We start from the raw sequence: 16,764 nt of genomic DNA, 5'->3' as shown, positions 1-16,764 counted from the left end.
GACTCACTCCTCTCCGCAGTAGCACTGGTCGAGGTCGACTCGGCAGTCACGGCAGATCCCGGCGGTGACGTGGTACGGCTCCCGCTCGGACCAGTTCCCGAGCGGGCACGGGATCGCGATGGACGCTTTGCAGCCGCCGTCGGGGTCGGTGTCGACGCAGCCGCGCGGGCACTTCCGGTCAGCCACGGCCGGCCTCCAGGTCTTTGATCGGCTGGCCGTTGCGGAACGCGGTGTTCCCGATGACCCTGTCGGCGGCGCACGGGACGATGCCGGGGCCGTCGCAGCCCTGGCAGTCGTCGGCGTGCTCCGGCTCCACTGTGGACTGGTCGCGTTCGGCGCGGGCCCGCTCGACGGCGGCCTGCCACTCGGCTTCGGTCAGCGACCGGATCTCGACCGCTGGCCGATCCCAACCAGCTGCCTCGTCCAGGGGCCAGCTGGCGGTCGAGCGGTGCACGTCTCCCGCGTCCCCCTGGACGGCCATCCCGGCGGGCACGGTGTCGCCGGGGAAGAACACCCGGGGCACCGGCGGCTCGTCGAGGAACGGCATCACGGCGGCGAGGGCGACGTCGGTGATGTCCGAGAGCGACGCGTTGGTCCAGTCGCAGCCGGGCCACTGGTGCCAGTCGAGCTTGTTCCGGATCTCGCGGGCGACCTGCTCGGCGAGGTCCTGCCCGCCGTCCGGCAGCGGCGGGCGCCAGCCCGTGGCGAGCAGGCCGCGCGCCAGGACGCGCAGCAGCGTGTGCGTCGAGCAGTCCACGGTGAACTCGTCCACGAACCACTGGTCGCCGGTCGTCTCGCCGATGCTCTCCGGCTTGACGTTCAGCGCCCGCTCGAGGTCGCCGACGAGCCGCGCGAAATCCTCTGACGAAAACCGTGACGAAACTGCCGGTCGATCCAGAGACTCCGGAACCCTCCGGTTCGTGACTCCTGGGGCAAATGAGGCGGGTGTTTCGTGGGTCTGAGCATGATCGTCCCGGCCCGAAGTCGCGCCACCGTGGTCACGACCGACGAAAGCCGTGTCGGCGACGGCCTCGGCGAAAGCCCTGGCGTGGAAGTCCGGGAGTTCGTTCGAGAGCTTCCGGGCGGCCGCGAGGATCGCGTCACCTGCACCCGGCTCCGGCAGGGCGAGCGCGTCGAGGTGGGCGAGGACGGCGTGCGCGGTCGCGATCGTGGCGAACGCGGCGGCGTGGTGCGGTGCGCTGGCGCTGGCGTCTTCGGCGCGGCTGAGCGCCATCTCGGCACGGTCGCGGTGGGTCTGGTCGGTCACGAGTTCTCCTGGTCGGGTGCTGGGTCGGCGTGGTGCGGCGTGGTCTCGGCGTTGAGGCGGGCTTGGTGGTAGCCGCTGATGGGGCGTCGGCCGCCGGGCCGTCGGCTGGGGCTGGTGCAGGGTTCGCCGATGGCGGCGCCGCATCCGCCGTCTGCGCGGAGGCAGGGGTGGCGGCGTGGGCTGGTTTCGGTTTCGGGGGCGAGGCGTTCGGCGGGGACGAAGCCTTCGCCGGGGAGGTCTTGCCAGAGTCCGGTGCGGAGGTTCGCTCGGCCGCGTCGGCGGGTCATGGCGGGCCGTCCTGGGTGCGTGCGGCGAGGGCGGCTTGGACGGCGGCGCGGCCGCGGGCTGCGCGGTTGGCTGCGTCGGGGTCGTGGTCGCAGAGCTGGCGGCCGATCTGGCCGTCGTCGTCGCAGAGGTCGCAGGCGGCGATGGCGCGGGCTCGGTCGGTGGCGCGTTGCCGGGCGTCTGCGGTTCGGCGTTCGGCGGCGGCGCGACCTTGGTCGGCGTCCCACCGTTCGCGGGCTTGGCGTGCCGTGGCGCATTTGCCGCATGGCGGTGGCTTCTCGGTGTTGCGGTGTTCGGGGCAGCGGGAGGGCGGGGATTGCCAGGAGTCGGGGCGGTCGTCGGCTACTTGGCGTCGCTCGCGCACGTCCTCTTTAAAATCTCCACCTACAAAAGATTCCCCTTCCCCTTCCCCTTCCCCTTCCCCCTGGGGTTCCGGTATCTCGTCGCGAACCTTTAAAGGTTCACTATTGGTTCCGGATAGGTTCGAGATAGGTTCCGGAACACGTTCGAGTTCCTTGGGGGACAGTTCGTCCGCGACGGCGATCGCGTCCTTCCGACGCGTGCGGCGAAGCTCCTCGGCGAGGACCTCCCGCAGCAGCGGCGACTCGACCGTCGTCGCCGCGCGCAGCGCCGCCTTGAACACGTTCGGGATCTTCATCACGCCGTCGTTGCGGATGAACGACCGGATCAACACTTCCTCGGTGTCGGCGTCGACGAACACGAACCGGGCAGCCTCCAAGCGCTTCAGCGTCGCGACGACGTCGTCCTCAGTGGTCTCGGCGGATCCCTTCGCCAGCTTCCGGATCTGCAAGGGCAACACGCCAGCCTGGGACAGGTTCTTCTGGGACAACAGCTGGAAGTAGAGGCGCTGGTCGGCGATCGGAAGCGCGCAGAAGTCGGCGTCCGACCAGATCCGGGTGAGGATGCGGGCATGTTCGCGGGCCATCAGAGGTGTCCGTCCTGTGCCGCGATCGCCGCGTGGGCGATCTCCTGGAGCTCGGTGACCCGACGCCAGCAGACGCCGCAGAAGTACCGCCACGTCGCGTCTGGGGCGATGCGGCTGTTCTGCATTGCGACCTTCAGCGACTGCTCCACGACGTCGAACGTGAGGCCTGCCGCGATGAACCGGAGGACCGACTGCTCCCAGTCGGCCGGGCGTGGGAGAACGTCGCCCTGGCCGCCGCCGGTTCGCCAGTCCGTCCACTTCTCGTCGAACCAGTCCGTGATGCGCTGGTCGGCCAGAAGTTCACCGAGCTGCACTTTGGCGGCGTAGGCCAAGGCCGCGCCCCATCGGAGAGCGTCCGCTGCGATGTCGGCCACGACCGGCGCGTCCGGCGACGACGCGGACTTTCCTGCGTTGCAGGCCTTGCAGGCGGCGACGAGGTTGGTCGGGGCGTCGCTGCCGCCGAGCGCGGTCGGGACGACGTGGTCGACCGTGAGCTCTACGTCGGGGGCCGTGGCACCGCAGTATCGGCAGGCGTGATTGTCGCGGCGAAGGATCTCGTACCGCAGTCGTTTGGTGACAGCCATCAGGCAGCCCCTCTCGTGCTCGTGGGGTGCGCCGCGAGTCCGAGTCGTGCTCGGATGCGACCAGTCGTGTAGGTGCTCATGTAGGTGTGTGTGGCGATCTCGACGTCGGACCAGCCCGCGGCCCAGAGGTCGTAGACGAGGTGGTCACGGTCGGCCGGGGCGAGGGCTTCGGCGGGGATGTCGCCGCGGCGGCAGGCGGCCAGGAGACGGCCGCGAGCCATCGGTGCGGTGTCGGGTCGTCCTATCTGGACGGTCACGGTCACCTCCTCCTCGTTGGTGGGGTGGCCTGGCCGGACCGCGGGGAAGCAGGTCCGGCCAGCGCCACGACTGGGGTGGGCGTCAGCCCTGCCGTTCGACGTCGCGGGCGAGGAGTCCGAGGTCGCCGGGGTCGGGCCACATCGAGTCCTCTCCCGCTTCCTCGATGAGGTCGTCGAGGGTGTTGAGGACGCTCACGACGACGCCGCGGATGGCGGCTTCAGTCATGCCGGGTGCGGCGTCGCGGGCCCCGTTGAGGAGGCGGGTGATGTCGTCACTCATTCGTCGTCACCGTCCAGCTCGTCGCCTTCGGGTTCCTCGGTCTTCAGCTCGGCGATGACCTTGAGGACGTCGTCGAGCCCTTCCGGTGCGACGAGGACTTCGCGGGCGCGGCCGCCGAAGTAGGGACCGACGATGCCGAGCCGGAACAGGTCTTCGAGGAGCCCGTCCGCGCGCTTGGCGGTGGTGCGCAGGCCTCGGGTCAGCAGCGACGGGAGCGCGTACTGGGAGGTGATGACGAGGTCGGCGGCTTTGCCGAGTTCGCGGGTGTCGCGCGGGAGGGCGGGGAATCCGGTGATGACGCCGGACGACTCCCGCACCCCGGACGGGGTGAACGTCTTGGGCGGCGGCGGGGTGTCCCGCTTCGGGATGGGCGGCAGGTCCGGGGTGTGGACGTCGCCGGACGGCTCGTGTCCGTTCGACGGGGATTCCTCGAGATCCCAGCGGATCGGGGCGAGGGCGCCGCGGTAGTGCTCGCCGATCTGGACGAGGAGGTAGCGGTTCTGGTGGGTGCGGAACAGCTGCACCGGTTCGCCGAGCTTGGATGCGACCTTGGTGAACGGGGCGAGGCGGGCGGCGCCGATGTCGGTGCGGTTCGCGACGGGGACGAGGCCGCCTTCGCTGGAGACGTAGGCGTCGACGCCGATGTGTTCAAGGACGTGCCAGAGGCGGCGGGGGAAGTCGTCGACGACCTGCTCGTGGAACGACAGCTGCACGCCGTCCTCGAACAGGTTGGGGTCCTCGGACACGGTGACGTGGCCGAGGTCGACGGAGATGTGGACCTGGTGGCCTTCGCCGTCTTTGTCCTTGCTGGCCTTGGACTTGAAGGTCGCGATCACGGCCTTGACGTCCTCGATGCCCCACAGCGAGGGGCGGGCGAGCTGGCCGTAGGCGACGACGTTGGTGTGCCCGACGGCGAACCGGTCCGTCGAGGTGCCGACGAGGAGGTCCTGCTTGCCGGGTTCGGTGCCGCGTTCACCGCGGGTGGTGTGGAGCAGGACGCCGGCGGTGACGCCGTCGTTGCGGTCGCTGCTGGCGGTGTGCTGGAGGAGCTTGAGGAGGTCGATGAGGTCGGAGGTTTCGACTTTGATGCTGCTCAACGGCGGTGTCCTTTCTGGACTTTCTGGAGGGGCGGGAACCCGGTGAGGGGTTCGTCTTCGGGGAGTCGCCGTCGTCGTGCGGGTCGGCGGGGCTTCGGGCTGGTGTGCGTGTCGCCTTCGAACTTCACGGTGCAGACCGGGCCACGACGGCGGGCGACGCTCACGGGGTCGGTGAGCGGGCGGTGGCAGTCGCAGCACACGGTCATGGCGCGGCGACCTCCAGTTCCCGGACCGGGTCCGGCAGGACGTACATCCGGACCTGCCGGGCAGGGCGCGGGAACAGACCGTCCATGTCCGGCGGTTCCGGGCGCGGCCGCGGTTCTCCCCCGCCGTCGCCCGGCGCGCGGAACTCGATGCAGTGGTACTGGTCGGCCATCGAGTAGCGGCCGTGCTCGTCGCGCGGCCCGTCGAGCCACTCGGCCGGGGTGCGCTGCATCAGCGAGATGAGGACCAGCGGGCATCCGGTCTTGACCATCCCGTTCCGGAACGGTGCGTCGCGCAGACAGCGGCCGCACCAGTTCGCCATCCACGTTTCGCCCTCGGTGCCGTTGGAGAAGGCGGGAACGTCGCGGGAGCGGGCGAACGCTTCGTCGTAGTCGATGCTCACGAGATCACCGCCCGCCAGCTGTCGACGGCGGTGCAGACGAGCGCGAGGCGGCGCGGCCCCATGCCCGGCAGCTGCGCGAGCGTCGAACGGGCCACGGTTGCCCGGTGCGCGTCGACCAGGTCCGCGACCGCTTCGGCGGTGTCGTGGCCCGCGCTCCGGAGCGGGCCGGTCTGGTGGTGGGTGAGTCCGTGCTCGTGCAGCACCACGAGGTCGGTCATTTTCGGGCCTGCCTTTCCCGGGATGCGGCCATCCATCGCGGCTGCTTCACCGGCGGCAGCGGGCGAACGAACCCGCATGCCCAGACGGCGACGTTCTCGAACACGTCCAGCTGCTCGCCCGTGTGCCCGATCGGGCACGGCACCGCGCACGACGGGATGTTGTTGAGGTGCTTGCCATGCGGCGTCTCGACGGTGCTCACGCGGACCACCGCCCGTCGACCTCGCCGCGGATCCGGCCGAACAGGTCGGCCCACGGGTCGACGTCCGGCACGACCTCCTCGACCTCGACCTCGACCTCGGCCGTGAGCGGCCACGGCTTGCCGCACTCGCACGGCGACGGCTCGGCACCGGGCTCGGCGACCGGCCACTGGCAGACGTGCACCGCCGCCGGCCGGGCTGCTTCTTCGTCGGCGATCTCGTCGAGCGTCCGGTTCGCCGCGTCCCGGTCTCGTTGCGCGGCGGCGAGTTCGTTGGCGAGCCGGGCCAGGTCGGACTGCATCAGCTCGACGCCGCCGTGCGGCTGGGCTTCGGCGTCACGGAGCTTGCCGCGGGCGGTGTCCCGCTCGGCCCGCACCTCGTCCAGCTCCTTCCTCAGCTGGACGAGTTCGATCTTGAGTTCCTCAGTCGCGGACTTCTGCTTGTCGAGCGCGCCGTCGCGGGTGGCGACCATGTTGCGCAGCTCGGTAACCCGGGCATCGAGGCGCCGGTTGTCGGCCTGGAGCTTCTGCACCTGCTCGTCGTCGACACCGGGCAGCGCGGGCGCGGGCTTGCCGTTGGCGACGAGCGGGCGGACGGCGTCGGCGAGAACCTTGAGATAGTCGGGGCTGGCCGGGTCGTCGGCGGACTTCTTCACGAACCGGCCGTCGGCGCGCTTGAGGACGTCGAACACGTCGATGGTGGTCACGACTCCCCCAGCTTCTGGAGAAGGTCCGGGCCGCCGTGCTGCGCGAGGAGTTTCAGCGCGGCGCGGCCGGCGTTGTGCCGGGCGACCTGCGCGGCGAGGCGCTCGCCGATCTCCAGCTGCTCGATGACCGGCTGCCCGCCGTTGAGGAGGTTCACGAGCCTGGACACGTCGTGTGTGCCGGTGACGACGAGCACGACGACCGGGTCCGGGCCGAAACCTTCGACGGCGGGCTTGTCGTAGGCGCGGGACTCGTACATCACGCACCACCACCGAGAATGCCGAGACGGAACCCGGCGGCGACCGCAGTCTCACGGCCGGTGGCGCCGAGGCGCGCGAACAGGCGCTTCAGGTGGGTCTTCACCGTCCCTTCGGCCAGATAGAGACGCGCGCCGATCTCGCGGTTCGTCAGTCCTTCCGCGATCAGCTCCAGCACGTCGAGCTGCCGTTCCGTCAAGTCCAGGTCGGCGATCGCGTTCATCGACTGGGCCGACCGTTTTCCGGGCGCGACGAAGATCCGGAGGCGTTCGACTCCGACGGAGGGCTGCTCCTGCATCGGGATCCCGGCCTGGAACAGATCTGCGAGCGCACGCTCGACTGCGACCGGGTCGGCGACGATGACCGTCGCGGCCGAGATGGGGGCTCTTACACCCATGGTGTTCTCCTTCTGGCCGCTTCCCCAGCAGCGGCGATATCGGCGAGGAGCCACATGGGCGCCTCGATAGTCGCTTGTGGACGGTCGCGCCGGACCGCGATGTTGGTGCGCTGCACGAGCCGCCGAAGCGACTCGCGCAGCTGGCGGCGGTTCACGACGCCACCTCGAAAAGGCCGGCGGGCTCGGTGACCGGCGGCCGCCACCGCTTGGGTGGCGGCTTCACGCCGGTCAGCTCGGCCACCTCTTCGCGTAGGTGCATTTCGGCGAACGTGAACGCACCGCACCGGGCGAGCTGCTCAGCGAACTTCGCGGCCGAGATCCGGTTCTTGGCGTTGTAGGCGCCCCGCTTGAGCCGGTCCGCCTGCACAGCCAACTCGTCCGCGGTCGCCGCGAGGTACTGCCCGGCGAGCCGCCGCGCCTCCTCCGGCACGGACAGCTCGATTCCCTTGCCCTTGTGGTGAACCGGGCAGTCCTCGATGTTCTCGCCGTTCTCTCCGCAGGTTCCGCAGGGTTCGCTCATACCGCCACCGCCTTGCGTGCGGCCTGCTCGACCTCGCCGAGGGACAGGTTCCCGACGAGGCCGAGCCGACGCATCTCGTCGCCGTCACACAGAACCGTGATCTCGACCCGATGACCGGACAGGATTTGGCCGGTCACGCGGAGACGCCCGACCGCTCCGGTCGCGAGACCGGTGATCCACCGGTCGTCGAGATTCTTGGCCCACCGCGCGAACAGGCTGATGCTGGTGTCCGGCAGGAGGAACACGAGCTTGCCGGGGCTACCGGTGACCTGCTTGATCTCGTGGTCCGGGATTCCCCACCGGTCGGCGTGCTCGACGACATGCTTGAGGGCGTGCAGGGTGGTCATCGGATCCACCGCCCCACCATGTCGATGAGGCTGAGCAGGAAGATCGGGCCGAGCGCGGCGATCGCCAGGCACACCCCGACGACGACGGCCCACGCCTTGACGACCTCCATGCGGTCGCCGCCGTTGGTGAGCCTCGGGTGCTTGCTCACGACGTCACCGCCGGGCGGTACTGGTCGATCAGGTCCTGCATCTCCCCGACCTCTTCGGCGAGATCCAGGTAGCGCAGGGCTTTCGTCGCCTCGTCCCGAGTCAGGTCCTTCGTGGACTTCAGGTCCGGGCGGCCGACGATGCCGGCGACGAGCGCGAGCCGGTGATCGCGCGTCTTGGCGCCGTGCTCGGTCAGCCCCGCGTTCAGCACGGTCAGCTGTCCCTGGTGCGCCATCTCCACGGTGTCCGTGCTCATCGCTCCGCGCCTTCACCCTCGTGCGCGGTCAGGTCCGGGTCGTCCGGCAGGTAGCCGTTCGGCTCTCCGTCGACGACGTCCTCGACCTCCGATCCCATCTCGTGCGCGGGCGAAGTCGACGGAGTCCCGGGGTTCATCAAGGCCGCGACCTCGCGCTCAATAACCTTGCGCCGCTCAGAGGTAGCCGTCTTCCACTCGCGCTTGAACTCGGCGACGCGGTCCTCGGTCGTCTCGACGAGCGGCCGCACGACGAAGATCGCGGACTTGCCGCGCGTCACGAGCAGCGGAATCTGGCGGGGCTTGTCGAGGTGGCTGATGTGGCTGATGCGGGTGCCGCCGACCGCTTGCCCGCCGAACCGGACGTCGGGGTCGCAGTACAGGGTGACGCGACGGCCGACGTACTGGGACGCGTCGGTACCCCAGCAGGCCACGAGCACGCGCCGCATCGACTTGCCGGGACGCCAGACTCGCGGGAATTCGGCGAGCTTGATGTTGACGGGCTGCTCGACGTTGCCCTTGCTGACCTTCTCGATGGTGAACGTGCGCGGTCCGGCGATGAGGTCGACCGCGTCGAGCTGGTCGCTCGTGGGGGCGATGGTGTCGGTGAGGTCCATCAGATCGTCATCTCCATGAGGGTGATCCGCTCGGTGGCGGGAAGGCCTTCGGTTTTCGCCAGGTAGTCCGCCGTCATCTCGGCGGCCGCGCGCTCGAACTGCTCGGCGGCGGCGACGATCGCGTCCTGCCACTTCGGGTCCGGGAGCATCCGCGTGTGCCACATCGGCATCCCGCCGGAGAACGAAATGAAGTCGATCCACTGGCGGCCGGACACCAGCAGCCCGGCCTGGCATTGCGCCACGTACTCCGCGGGCACCTCGCCGGAGAGGATCGTGCGCAGATGCCCCTTGGCGCGTGGTGCCTTCACCTCGATCAGCCCGTCGTCGCCGACGAGACCGTCGGGCGAGTAGCCGAGCTTCCAGGTGTCCTCCGTGCGGAGAAGGAAACCGACCTCGCGGACGGGACGGTCGTACACCTCGGCGTACAGGTCGCGCGCCCGCGGCTCGTCCTCAATGCCGCGGAGCATGTCGTCGCCGATGTACGTGGGGTCGGTGTAGCCGGTGATCCGCTCGGCGACGAGCTGCATCACGATCGCGCGACTCTTGTCGTTGGCCGCGAGCTTCAGCGTTTTCGGCGTGATGAGCTGCCCGACGACGGACGCAGTGATGATTCCGCGGCGCTGGTCGTGCCATTCGTCGGAGCCCTGGATCACGTCCGGGAATTCGATGACGGTCACGACGTCACCGCCGGGGCATCCTCGTCCGGCAGCGGCGTCTTGGACCAGTGCTCGACCTCGGCCAGCTGCTCGTCGGTGACAACCGACGCCTGCCGCTGGCAACGCGCGAGCTCCTCAACCGGAACATCGGTCTTCTCTTTGACGTCACCGAACGCGGCGTCCAGCGTGGCAGCCTCGTCGCCTTCCGAGATCACGACGACCTCGATCGGCAGTCCCCCGGTGACGCGTCCCTTTCCTTTGATGTGCCATGCCTTCTCGTGGCGGCGGGCCGTGGCGGTGGCCGCACCGATGCTTTTGAGCCAGGCCAGCAACAGGCCGATCGCACTGTGTCCGTCGGGCTCGTAGACCTGCAGGCTCAGACGGCCGAAACGGGCCGTGACGCCGCCGATGTGCTCGTTGAGTTCGCCGAACTTGTCGAGGTGCTCGGCCAGCTGACCAAAGAGCATCGCCTGTGTCGGCTCGGCGAGGCGCGCAGTGTTGCCGTCGATCACGTGCCGGACCCCGAACTCAGTCTCGACAAGAAGCGCGGTCGAGCCCTTCTTTCCGAACAGGCGAACGAAGACTCCTGTGACCTCGCTCGGGTTCGGGCCATCGCCCATGAGGCTTTCGCCGGTGATCTTCGCGCCGGGCTTGAAGTTCTTCATCATCGCTGGCTGCCTTTCCCGCCGGTGTCCGGCTTCTTGCCCAGCTCCTGGTCGAGGATCTGGTCGACCGTCCGCGAGGCGGCCTTCACGTTCACGTGCTTCGCCACCGTCTTCGCCACGAACTTCACCGTGTCCGTCACGGCCTTGGCGGCAGGCTTTTCCTTGCGGGCCATCAAATCCACCGCCCGTCCGGCTGACGCAGCTCGACGCCGACCTCGCCGGAGGTGCGGCACTGGCCGCGCATCTCCTCGTAGAGGTGACCGGCCTCGTACGCGCAGCACCAGCACACGGTCTGCTGTTCGGTGTTCGCGGTGCCCGCGTGCACCAAGTCCGGGTCGGGGTCCGGAGTGAGCCGGATCGTCGCCGGGTGCGGCTCGTCGTGGTGGCGGTAGGTGCAGACGTCGGCGCCGTCCTCGCCCTGGTGCGCGACCTCGTCCCAGAGCCTGCGAGTGGCTTTCGACGTCTCCAACTTCGGCCACGCGCCGGGCTTCACCTCGACCGGCATCCGGACCTCGATGCGGGCGGTCACGACAGCCACCACGCAATCCCGGACCCGGCCAGCAGCAGCGCCGAGATAGTCGCGACGATGATCCGCGCCACCGTGCGGTCGTGGTCCAGCTCCCAGCGCGCCGACAGCCGCACCGTGGTCGCGACCTCGTCCACGATCCGGCCGAAGATCGCCAGCACCCGGAACCACACCAGCGCGAAGAACGCCGTGACCCGCGTGCCCTTCCCGGCCGCGAGCGCCTCCAGCTCCGCGGTGTGCTCGGCGGCGGCGTCCTCGAACCCGTCGAGGAACTCGGTCGGCTGGTCGTCCGGGTCGACCGCGAACCGGCGGCCGCCGCTGTTCGGCTTCACGACCGTGATGCCCGGCAGGGTCGGGCCGTCCACGTCGTTGGCCGCGTGACGCCCGACGGCGTCCTCGGCCTTAGACTTCTCTTCGATCATCAGAGGTGTCCTCTCTGTTGGTTAGCCCGCTCCGGAGCCCTGCACGGCGAAGGGGCGGGCGTCTTACTTCTGGGGTCAGGCAGACTTCTTGCGGGCCCGGGACTTCGCCGAGGCGAGCGCGAGCCGCTGGAAGTACGCCGTCTTGAGGGAGTCCGCTCGGCGGGCGGCCTCCGCGGGCGACAGGGTCCCGTCCGGGTCGGCCTCGCGGAGCCACCGGTCGGCGGCCGCCTTCCGTGCCGGGGCGGTGGCCGCTTTCCGATCTGGCTCCTTCGCCCATCGGGTGTTGGCGGCGATCTGCCCGGCGAGCCTCCGCTGCGACGGTGTCGACGACCCGGCCATCAGGACGCCTCCGCGAGTGAGTCGTCCTTTTCCTTGAGGTCGTCGGGTTCGCACCCGAGGGCCGCGGCCAGCGCCTTCAAAGCACGCGGCCGAGGGTTGGTCTTGCCGAGTTCGTAGGTGGAGATCTGGGAGGCGTCGACGGGCTGCCCTGTCGCGCGGCACTTGTCGGCCAGTTCACGCAACGACCAGCCCGCGTTCTCCCGGCGTCGTCGCAGCTCGGCGCTGTCGATCGTGTAGCTCGGTGATCCGTGGGGCATGACGCCAAGTTAGGCCAACTCACTACAGATCACAACAGATTTGGCCAGATCTGGTGTCACAGGATGGTCACGTGCCCGTCCGTGATCGTCAGGTCACAGATCTGTTGTGATCTGTAGTGATCTGGGGTACTTTGAAACCTCCGGCCAGGGGGAGAGGAAAGAAAATGGCGATCGACCCGATCGATCCCGCTGCACGCGCCGAGCTCAACCGGCGCATGGAAGAACGACGAGAAGAGCTAGGGCTACGGTGGCGCGAGGTCGCCGAGATCGCCGGCGGCATCACCGTCGAGGGAATCCGGGGCGTTCGAGTCGGACCCACCAAGATCCCAGCCGTCCCCCGCCGCAAGCTCGAACGAGCGCTTCAATGGCCCAGCGGGGAGATAGATCGAATCCTCGACTCCTCAGCCGAATCCTCATCAGGCACACGGCCGGAGTGGTCGGCCGCGCAACGTGCAAAGTGGCGGACGATGACACCGGCCGAGATCGTCGCGGAAGGTAAGCGGATCGAAACGCAGTTCGGGATCGAGGGGCGTGTCGCCTATCTTGAGGCCGCACACCATGAGCGCGCAAAGCGCACGACCAGTGACACCGCGTCCTCTAAGGACAGTGCAACCTAAGTCTGACCTGCGCAAAGGTGTTGTGGAATGCGGCACCGTAGTGGCGCGGAAGATCATCCGAAACCGCGTGACCGAGTCTCGTTACCTCTGCAACCCGGACGTTACCTAATCGTAGGCCGTTAGACTGAACGTGAAAGTTGCTCCTAAAAACCGTCCGAAACCGGTCACAGAAAACGGTTACAGGCCGATAGTCCTCCTGCAATCGGGTCAACACCCGTTACAACGGAGGAGGGAGTGAAGGAGTGACCACCCCGAAGGTAACTCTGCCGAGAAAAAACAAGGTCTCACACGGGACTCTCTACACAATCGCGGGCACCGACGCGTTTTTCTGCGTCATTCACGCGGTCATCGCCGCCGTTCTGGAGTGGCAGCCGCATCTGCTCAACGTGCACATCGCCGCCGTGATGGTTCTGGGGCTGCTCGCGTGGCGAGCCGAGAGCAACCAGCGGCGGAACGAGGCCATCGCCGCACAGAAGATGATCGACGACATCGAGGACTGGCTCGACGGCGACCCACGATAGAAAGGGGGATCGTCGGGCGAACGGGGTGGTCCCGCCCGACGATGATCAATTAATTTCAGGCGTGCCGCTTCCCCCGGCAACGCCTGAGACGAAACCGTAAAACTGCGGGGGGGGGGGTCTTCCAAAGCCTCTTTCCCCCCGTCCTCCGCGTTACGGAACCATTACAGCCGGTCAGTCAAATTCGCGCGACGGTGCGCCTCGCGCGCCCGCTCACTACCGGCAGACGCGCCATACCTTTGCAGCATCTGCCGCGACTTCCAGCCCGCGAGCCGCATCAGGTCCGTCTCCTGGCCACCGTTCAGCAGCCACCGATGCGAGAAGGTGTGCCGGAACAGGTGCGGATGGACACGCACGCCGGCCTCGTCCGCGCGGCGGTAGATGATCTGCCGGACACCCCACGACGAGAGCGCGCCTTTCCGGCCGAGCCAGAACGCGGTCGTCTTGCGCGCGTACGGGTGCCGTCTGCGCGCGCGAATGTATCGCCGCAACGCCTCGCCGGTTGTCGGGCCGAACGGGACATCCCGCGGCTTGCGCCCCTTGCCCATGACGTGGGCGACGTCGACCTCGAAGTCGAACGAGCCCTCCTCCCCGGTTTCGGGGTCGTCGGCCTGAAGGGTGGCGAGTTCGTCGAGTCTGGAGGGCGTGTCGATGAAGAGGTACAGCAGCGCACGGTCGCGCAGGTTCTCGAACGACTTGCCTTTGGTGGTGTCCAGCAGCTTCCGCATCTGCGTCTCGGTTAGAACTTCGGGCAGTTCCTCCGGAACGTCAGGCGGGGTGAGCTTGTCGAACGGGTTCCGGTCGACGACCTCTTCGGTGGTGTAGAGCCACTTCGCGAACTGCTGGAGCGATCGGAAGTGCTTCGCGCGGTAGGCGGCCGACAGCGGCTTACCGGTTCGCATGTTCGGCCGGTCGACCATCATGGCGAAGTAGTGCTCGAAGTGTCGGTAGGTCAGACCTTGCGCGACGCGCGACATCCCTTCGAGGTCAAGGAAATCGACGAACGCCGTCGCGATGGAGACGTAGGAGTCGATCGTGTTGGGCGCCTTGTTCTTGGACTTCAGGTGGCGCTTGAAGTCGACGAGAAGGTCCCTCAGATCGTCTCCGTCAAGCTCGTCCAGTTCGTCGGTGTCTTCCCCTTCGGGGGCTTCTCTCGGGGGCTCAGCGGCGGTCATGCCGCATCACGTTACGGGCAACGTCCCTTGCTGTTCAAGCGCTGTGCGGTTTAGGATCCAAGGGAAAGCCCTGGTAGTGGGCCGGGTCGGGCTCGAACCGACGGCCAAGGGATTATGAGTCCCCTGCTCTAACCAACTGAGCTACCGGCCCCAAACGGTGTACCGGAACCTCCACGGGAGCCGTCACCGGCCCGCCAGCAGGTTTGCTAACGCACAGAAGTCCCAGTTCGCTCCAAGTTATCACAGCGCTCACCTGCCCCGATCGTCTAGGCCAAACAGCTGGTTTCGGCCGCGGGCCGACACCGGCTCGTCTAGGTTGCAAGGACCAACGCCGAGTGCGGGCGGGGACGGTGATATCCATGCCTGCCTTTCCAGTCGCACCACGAGTGCACCGAACCTGGTGGCTCGCGCTCGGGGACACGCTGACCATCGGGATGGGCCTGGGGTATCTCGCCCGTCAGTACAGGGAGGCGCTCGTGGCGAATTTCGTCGCCATCGGGCTCGGTGTCGTGGTCGCCGTCGGCGCCGCGTTGTTGCTGAGGGCAAGCGTCCGGGTACTGCGGCGGGCCGGTCTGCGGATCGACGCGATCCTTGCCGACGAACTGCACGACCGGCCTTCGCCGCGACCCCGGTGACGGATCACCGTCCTCTTTGGACGATCAGCTCCCCTGGCCCGAACTGCCGCCCGGCGGAGTCTCCCCAGTGGGCGTGGGTGTCATCGTCGGCGTCGTAGTCGGTGTCGGCGCTACCGTGGTGGGCGGAGGAATAGTCGGTGTCGGCGTTTTCGTCGGAGTGGGAGTCGGGGTCACCGGCGCACCGCCATAGGCCGCATAGCTGAACCAGATCGACCCGCCCGCCTTCGGCGTGGTCTGGTTGAACATCGCCCGCACCTGGAACGTCGTCGCCGTGTACGACCCCTGCACGGTGTTCAGCATGTACGCGTTGAACTGTCCCGGCGTGTTCGCCGAGACGACGACCACCGCGGGGACGACGCCGAGCCCGTGCTGCACCGTGCACATCCCCGCCCCGTCGGTCACGCACGACGTCTCCGCCGCCTGCACGAGCGGTGCCGGAGACGGCCCGACGGCACCGGACGTCCCGGCGAACACCGTGCCCCCGGCCGCGGCGATGGCCAGCCCCGCCACGGCGAGTACGGCTTTCTCCCTGGTCTTCATTCTCGTCCTCCCTCGGTTCGGGCCGGACGGCCCGAAAGCAGGGGTCGGTCTCCCCTCCCCCGGCGTTACGCCACCCCGAGCCGCCGCAGCGCCGGACGCCACCGGTTGCCGCCGCTCGCCAGCCCCAGCGCCACCAGGCCCGCGCAGTACTTGCTCACCGACTGCTCCCGGATCCGCAGTTTCGCCAGTGCCTCGGTGACGGCGTTGCGCTCGGTCGCCGACTTCACCTCCACCAGGACCAGATCGCTCCCGGCGGCGAGGCCGCGGGCGCCGGAACGCCAGACCAGCGACGTGTCGCAGGTGATCCGCGTGCGGCGGTCGGCGGTGACCAGGGTGGTCCGCCGGTAGTCCGTGATCAGGGCCGCGGTCAGCGGCCGGGGCGCGGGGCGGCCGTAGGCGGCGGTGAGCGCGTCGTCGAGGAACGTCAGCGCGGGCGCCGTCAGGCCGTGCGCCGCCTCGGCCGGATGCGGGCGGCGGACCTTCACCGTTTCGTCGCGGCGGCCGCTGACCTTGAGTTCGCAGTAGGTGTCGGCCGAGTCGGTGTAGGTGCGTGTGCGGATCTTGAACCGGCGCCGACGGTCCTGCCGGTGTGCGCGGTAGATCGCCAGGTCCGGCGTGTCGAAATAGGTCGACGAGTAGCCGAACGCCCGTCGCCCGTCGATCTCCAGGCAGTGCAGCGCCGGGCCGATGGTGTCGGCGACGGTCAGGAAATCGTTCAGCCGCAGCACGTACTTGCGGTCCGTCCGGCTCATCAACCCGCTCGTGGCGACGACCTCGGTGAGCGAAAGCGCGGGCAGTCCCTTGGCCACGGCGGTGACGGTGGCCGTTCCGCGGGCGCTCATCGGTGTGCCGCCGGCGCGCCGTGGACGACCGGGGCGGGGTCCGGCCGGAACCGGACGTCGACGACGGTGACCTCGCGGACATAGTCCACTTCGGACACAGTGTGCCGCACGACGGTTCCGCCGAGGCGTGCCCGCAGTTCCATCAGCATGGTCTGCTCGTCGGGGTACACGGTGTCGAGCACGACCGTCCGCCGCTGCGGCCCGCGCGTGCGCGACGGATGGTCCGCGACGTACATGACCGCGAGCAAAAGGACGTTGAAGACGGCGACGATCCGCCAGTCCGCGGACGGCAGCCCGTTCACCAGTCCCAGTACCAGCGCGACGAAGTAGTACGCGACCTCCTGCTGGCTGATCGAGTCGGACCGCAGCCGGATGATCGACAGCACCCCGAACAGACCCAGCCCGAGCGCGCTCGCGGTCGACGCCGAGAGCAGGACGGCGACCGAAACACAGACCCCCACGTTCAGCGCGAGATAGGCGCAGGCGAGGTCACCGCGGTGATGACGGCGGGCGTAGATCCCGTAGGCGAGGATGACGGCGACGACGAGGTCGACGGCGAGATGAAGCAGTGTCGTGGTCATGGAAACCACT

Annotated in this window: 34 protein-coding genes and 1 tRNA gene; 3 read left to right on the top strand and 32 right to left on the bottom strand. The window is 68.6% G+C overall.

Annotated elements, in window-relative coordinates; genetic code table 11:
* Positions 1 to 3: 3 nt before the first annotated feature.
* The 27 genes from SD37_RS11580 to SD37_RS11470 form a co-directional block, all read right to left on the bottom strand.
* Positions 4 to 186, bottom strand: a complete 183-nt coding sequence (locus tag SD37_RS11580; RefSeq protein WP_044851584.1) for a hypothetical protein — start codon at positions 184 to 186, stop codon at positions 4 to 6.
* On the bottom strand, positions 179 to 1,267 hold the full coding sequence (locus tag SD37_RS11575; RefSeq protein ID WP_044851585.1) for a hypothetical protein: 1,089 nt from the start codon (positions 1,265 to 1,267) through the stop codon (positions 179 to 181). The genes SD37_RS11580 and SD37_RS11575 overlap by 8 nt, the downstream gene beginning before the upstream one ends.
* On the bottom strand, positions 1,264 to 1,554 hold the full coding sequence (locus tag SD37_RS42620) for a zinc finger domain-containing protein (protein WP_145926605.1): 291 nt from the start codon (positions 1,552 to 1,554) through the stop codon (positions 1,264 to 1,266). The genes SD37_RS11575 and SD37_RS42620 overlap by 4 nt, the downstream gene beginning before the upstream one ends.
* Positions 1,551 to 2,498: a hypothetical protein gene (locus SD37_RS11570; protein WP_052674954.1), complete on the bottom strand. Its 948-nt coding sequence runs from the start codon at positions 2,496 to 2,498 to the stop codon at positions 1,551 to 1,553. The genes SD37_RS42620 and SD37_RS11570 overlap by 4 nt, the downstream gene beginning before the upstream one ends.
* Positions 2,498 to 3,082: an HNH endonuclease gene (locus SD37_RS11565; protein ID WP_052674955.1), complete on the bottom strand. Its 585-nt coding sequence runs from the start codon at positions 3,080 to 3,082 to the stop codon at positions 2,498 to 2,500. The genes SD37_RS11570 and SD37_RS11565 overlap by 1 nt, the downstream gene beginning before the upstream one ends.
* Complete coding sequence (locus tag SD37_RS11560) at positions 3,082 to 3,339, bottom strand: hypothetical protein (protein ID WP_145926604.1); 258 nt, start codon at positions 3,337 to 3,339, stop codon at positions 3,082 to 3,084. The genes SD37_RS11565 and SD37_RS11560 overlap by 1 nt, the downstream gene beginning before the upstream one ends.
* Before the next feature lie 82 nt (positions 3,340 to 3,421).
* Positions 3,422 to 3,619 carry a hypothetical protein gene (locus SD37_RS11555; RefSeq protein ID WP_044851587.1) on the bottom strand — a complete coding sequence of 66 codons (198 nt, stop codon included), beginning with the start codon at positions 3,617 to 3,619 and terminating at the stop codon, positions 3,422 to 3,424.
* The gene (locus SD37_RS11550) at positions 3,616 to 4,716 is read right to left on the bottom strand and encodes a hypothetical protein (RefSeq protein ID WP_044851588.1); all 1,101 of its coding nucleotides are present in this window, start codon (positions 4,714 to 4,716) and stop codon (positions 3,616 to 3,618) included. Before SD37_RS11550 ends, SD37_RS11555 begins: the two co-directional genes overlap by 4 nt.
* The gene (locus tag SD37_RS44285; protein WP_418189808.1) at positions 4,713 to 4,922 is read right to left on the bottom strand and encodes a DUF6011 domain-containing protein; all 210 of its coding nucleotides are present in this window, start codon (positions 4,920 to 4,922) and stop codon (positions 4,713 to 4,715) included. Before SD37_RS44285 ends, SD37_RS11550 begins: the two co-directional genes overlap by 4 nt.
* Complete coding sequence (locus tag SD37_RS11545; RefSeq protein ID WP_044851589.1) at positions 4,919 to 5,323, bottom strand: hypothetical protein; 405 nt, start codon at positions 5,321 to 5,323, stop codon at positions 4,919 to 4,921. Before SD37_RS11545 ends, SD37_RS44285 begins: the two co-directional genes overlap by 4 nt.
* Positions 5,320 to 5,541: a hypothetical protein gene (locus SD37_RS11540; protein WP_044851590.1), complete on the bottom strand. Its 222-nt coding sequence runs from the start codon at positions 5,539 to 5,541 to the stop codon at positions 5,320 to 5,322. The genes SD37_RS11545 and SD37_RS11540 overlap by 4 nt, the downstream gene beginning before the upstream one ends.
* The gene (locus tag SD37_RS11535) at positions 5,538 to 5,741 is read right to left on the bottom strand and encodes a hypothetical protein (protein ID WP_145926603.1); all 204 of its coding nucleotides are present in this window, start codon (positions 5,739 to 5,741) and stop codon (positions 5,538 to 5,540) included. The genes SD37_RS11540 and SD37_RS11535 overlap by 4 nt, the downstream gene beginning before the upstream one ends.
* A complete protein-coding gene (locus SD37_RS11530) occupies positions 5,738 to 6,445 on the bottom strand; it encodes a hypothetical protein (protein ID WP_044851592.1) in 708 nt (235 codons plus the stop codon). Before SD37_RS11530 ends, SD37_RS11535 begins: the two co-directional genes overlap by 4 nt.
* Positions 6,442 to 6,702, bottom strand: a complete 261-nt coding sequence (locus SD37_RS11525; RefSeq protein WP_044851593.1) for a hypothetical protein — start codon at positions 6,700 to 6,702, stop codon at positions 6,442 to 6,444. The genes SD37_RS11530 and SD37_RS11525 overlap by 4 nt, the downstream gene beginning before the upstream one ends.
* Entirely contained in the window at positions 6,702 to 7,097 is a 396-nt protein-coding gene (locus tag SD37_RS11520) for a helix-turn-helix transcriptional regulator (protein WP_052674956.1), read from the bottom strand. The genes SD37_RS11525 and SD37_RS11520 overlap by 1 nt, the downstream gene beginning before the upstream one ends.
* 151 nt (positions 7,098 to 7,248) lie before the next feature.
* Positions 7,249 to 7,617 (bottom strand): hypothetical protein, encoded by a 369-nt coding sequence (locus SD37_RS11515; protein ID WP_044851594.1) that lies wholly within the window; start codon positions 7,615 to 7,617, stop codon positions 7,249 to 7,251.
* Complete coding sequence (locus tag SD37_RS11510; RefSeq protein WP_044851595.1) at positions 7,614 to 7,964, bottom strand: hypothetical protein; 351 nt, start codon at positions 7,962 to 7,964, stop codon at positions 7,614 to 7,616. Before SD37_RS11510 ends, SD37_RS11515 begins: the two co-directional genes overlap by 4 nt.
* The gene (locus SD37_RS43080) at positions 7,961 to 8,113 is read right to left on the bottom strand and encodes a hypothetical protein (RefSeq protein WP_167369635.1); all 153 of its coding nucleotides are present in this window, start codon (positions 8,111 to 8,113) and stop codon (positions 7,961 to 7,963) included. Before SD37_RS43080 ends, SD37_RS11510 begins: the two co-directional genes overlap by 4 nt.
* The gene (locus SD37_RS11505) at positions 8,110 to 8,367 is read right to left on the bottom strand and encodes a hypothetical protein (RefSeq protein WP_044851596.1); all 258 of its coding nucleotides are present in this window, start codon (positions 8,365 to 8,367) and stop codon (positions 8,110 to 8,112) included. The genes SD37_RS43080 and SD37_RS11505 overlap by 4 nt, the downstream gene beginning before the upstream one ends.
* Entirely contained in the window at positions 8,364 to 8,981 is a 618-nt protein-coding gene (locus tag SD37_RS11500) for a hypothetical protein (protein ID WP_044851597.1), read from the bottom strand. The genes SD37_RS11505 and SD37_RS11500 overlap by 4 nt, the downstream gene beginning before the upstream one ends.
* Entirely contained in the window at positions 8,981 to 9,658 is a 678-nt protein-coding gene (locus SD37_RS11495; protein WP_044851598.1) for a lambda exonuclease family protein, read from the bottom strand. The genes SD37_RS11500 and SD37_RS11495 overlap by 1 nt, the downstream gene beginning before the upstream one ends.
* Positions 9,655 to 10,305, bottom strand: coding sequence for a hypothetical protein (locus SD37_RS11490; protein WP_065912805.1), 651 nt, complete (start codon positions 10,303 to 10,305; stop codon positions 9,655 to 9,657). Before SD37_RS11490 ends, SD37_RS11495 begins: the two co-directional genes overlap by 4 nt.
* The gene (locus SD37_RS43075; protein ID WP_167369634.1) at positions 10,302 to 10,475 is read right to left on the bottom strand and encodes a hypothetical protein; all 174 of its coding nucleotides are present in this window, start codon (positions 10,473 to 10,475) and stop codon (positions 10,302 to 10,304) included. The genes SD37_RS11490 and SD37_RS43075 overlap by 4 nt, the downstream gene beginning before the upstream one ends.
* On the bottom strand, positions 10,475 to 10,831 hold the full coding sequence (locus SD37_RS11485) for a hypothetical protein (protein WP_044851600.1): 357 nt from the start codon (positions 10,829 to 10,831) through the stop codon (positions 10,475 to 10,477). Before SD37_RS11485 ends, SD37_RS43075 begins: the two co-directional genes overlap by 1 nt.
* Entirely contained in the window at positions 10,828 to 11,250 is a 423-nt protein-coding gene (locus tag SD37_RS11480) for a hypothetical protein (protein ID WP_044851601.1), read from the bottom strand. The genes SD37_RS11485 and SD37_RS11480 overlap by 4 nt, the downstream gene beginning before the upstream one ends.
* Before the next feature lie 75 nt (positions 11,251 to 11,325).
* Positions 11,326 to 11,589 carry a hypothetical protein gene (locus SD37_RS11475; protein WP_044851602.1) on the bottom strand — a complete coding sequence of 88 codons (264 nt, stop codon included), beginning with the start codon at positions 11,587 to 11,589 and terminating at the stop codon, positions 11,326 to 11,328.
* Positions 11,589 to 11,846, bottom strand: a complete 258-nt coding sequence (locus SD37_RS11470) for a helix-turn-helix domain-containing protein (RefSeq protein WP_044851603.1) — start codon at positions 11,844 to 11,846, stop codon at positions 11,589 to 11,591. Before SD37_RS11470 ends, SD37_RS11475 begins: the two co-directional genes overlap by 1 nt.
* A gap of 164 nt (positions 11,847 to 12,010) precedes the next feature.
* Here SD37_RS11470 and SD37_RS11465 point away from each other — a divergent pair, with 164 nt between their 5' ends.
* Both SD37_RS11465 and SD37_RS11460 read left to right on the top strand, forming a co-directional pair.
* Complete coding sequence (locus SD37_RS11465) at positions 12,011 to 12,463, top strand: hypothetical protein (RefSeq protein WP_065912803.1); 453 nt, start codon at positions 12,011 to 12,013, stop codon at positions 12,461 to 12,463.
* Between the two features lie 242 nt (positions 12,464 to 12,705).
* The gene (locus SD37_RS11460) at positions 12,706 to 12,984 is read left to right on the top strand and encodes a hypothetical protein (RefSeq protein ID WP_044851604.1); all 279 of its coding nucleotides are present in this window, start codon (positions 12,706 to 12,708) and stop codon (positions 12,982 to 12,984) included.
* A 161-nt stretch (positions 12,985 to 13,145) separates the two neighbouring features.
* Here the strand turns inward: SD37_RS11460 and SD37_RS11455 are convergent, their stop codons facing one another.
* Positions 13,146 to 14,156 carry a tyrosine-type recombinase/integrase gene (locus SD37_RS11455; protein WP_083254948.1) on the bottom strand — a complete coding sequence of 337 codons (1,011 nt, stop codon included), beginning with the start codon at positions 14,154 to 14,156 and terminating at the stop codon, positions 13,146 to 13,148.
* 77 nt (positions 14,157 to 14,233) lie between these two features.
* A tRNA-Ile gene (locus SD37_RS11450) sits at positions 14,234 to 14,307 on the bottom strand.
* Positions 14,308 to 14,515: 208 nt separating this feature from the next.
* On the opposite strand from SD37_RS11450, the gene SD37_RS11445 reads away from it, so the two are divergent.
* A complete protein-coding gene (locus tag SD37_RS11445) occupies positions 14,516 to 14,791 on the top strand; it encodes a hypothetical protein (protein ID WP_044851642.1) in 276 nt (91 codons plus the stop codon).
* A gap of 24 nt (positions 14,792 to 14,815) precedes the next feature.
* Here SD37_RS11445 and SD37_RS11440 read toward each other — a convergent pair whose 3' ends face one another.
* From SD37_RS11440 to SD37_RS11430, 3 genes are all read right to left on the bottom strand, one after another.
* Complete coding sequence (locus tag SD37_RS11440) at positions 14,816 to 15,331, bottom strand: hypothetical protein (RefSeq protein WP_044851605.1); 516 nt, start codon at positions 15,329 to 15,331, stop codon at positions 14,816 to 14,818.
* A 65-nt stretch (positions 15,332 to 15,396) separates the two neighbouring features.
* A complete protein-coding gene (locus SD37_RS11435) occupies positions 15,397 to 16,173 on the bottom strand; it encodes a polyphosphate polymerase domain-containing protein (protein ID WP_044851606.1) in 777 nt (258 codons plus the stop codon).
* Positions 16,170 to 16,754 (bottom strand): DUF4956 domain-containing protein, encoded by a 585-nt coding sequence (locus SD37_RS11430; protein ID WP_044851607.1) that lies wholly within the window; start codon positions 16,752 to 16,754, stop codon positions 16,170 to 16,172. Before SD37_RS11430 ends, SD37_RS11435 begins: the two co-directional genes overlap by 4 nt.
* Between the last annotated feature and the right edge of the window lie 10 nt (positions 16,755 to 16,764).

Source organism: Amycolatopsis orientalis (assembly GCF_000943515.2).
GTDB classification, from domain to species: Bacteria; Actinomycetota; Actinomycetes; order Mycobacteriales; family Pseudonocardiaceae; genus Amycolatopsis; species Amycolatopsis orientalis.
The sequence above is the reverse complement of the archived record's forward strand: the minus strand, read 5'-3'. Positions and strand labels throughout refer to the sequence as shown.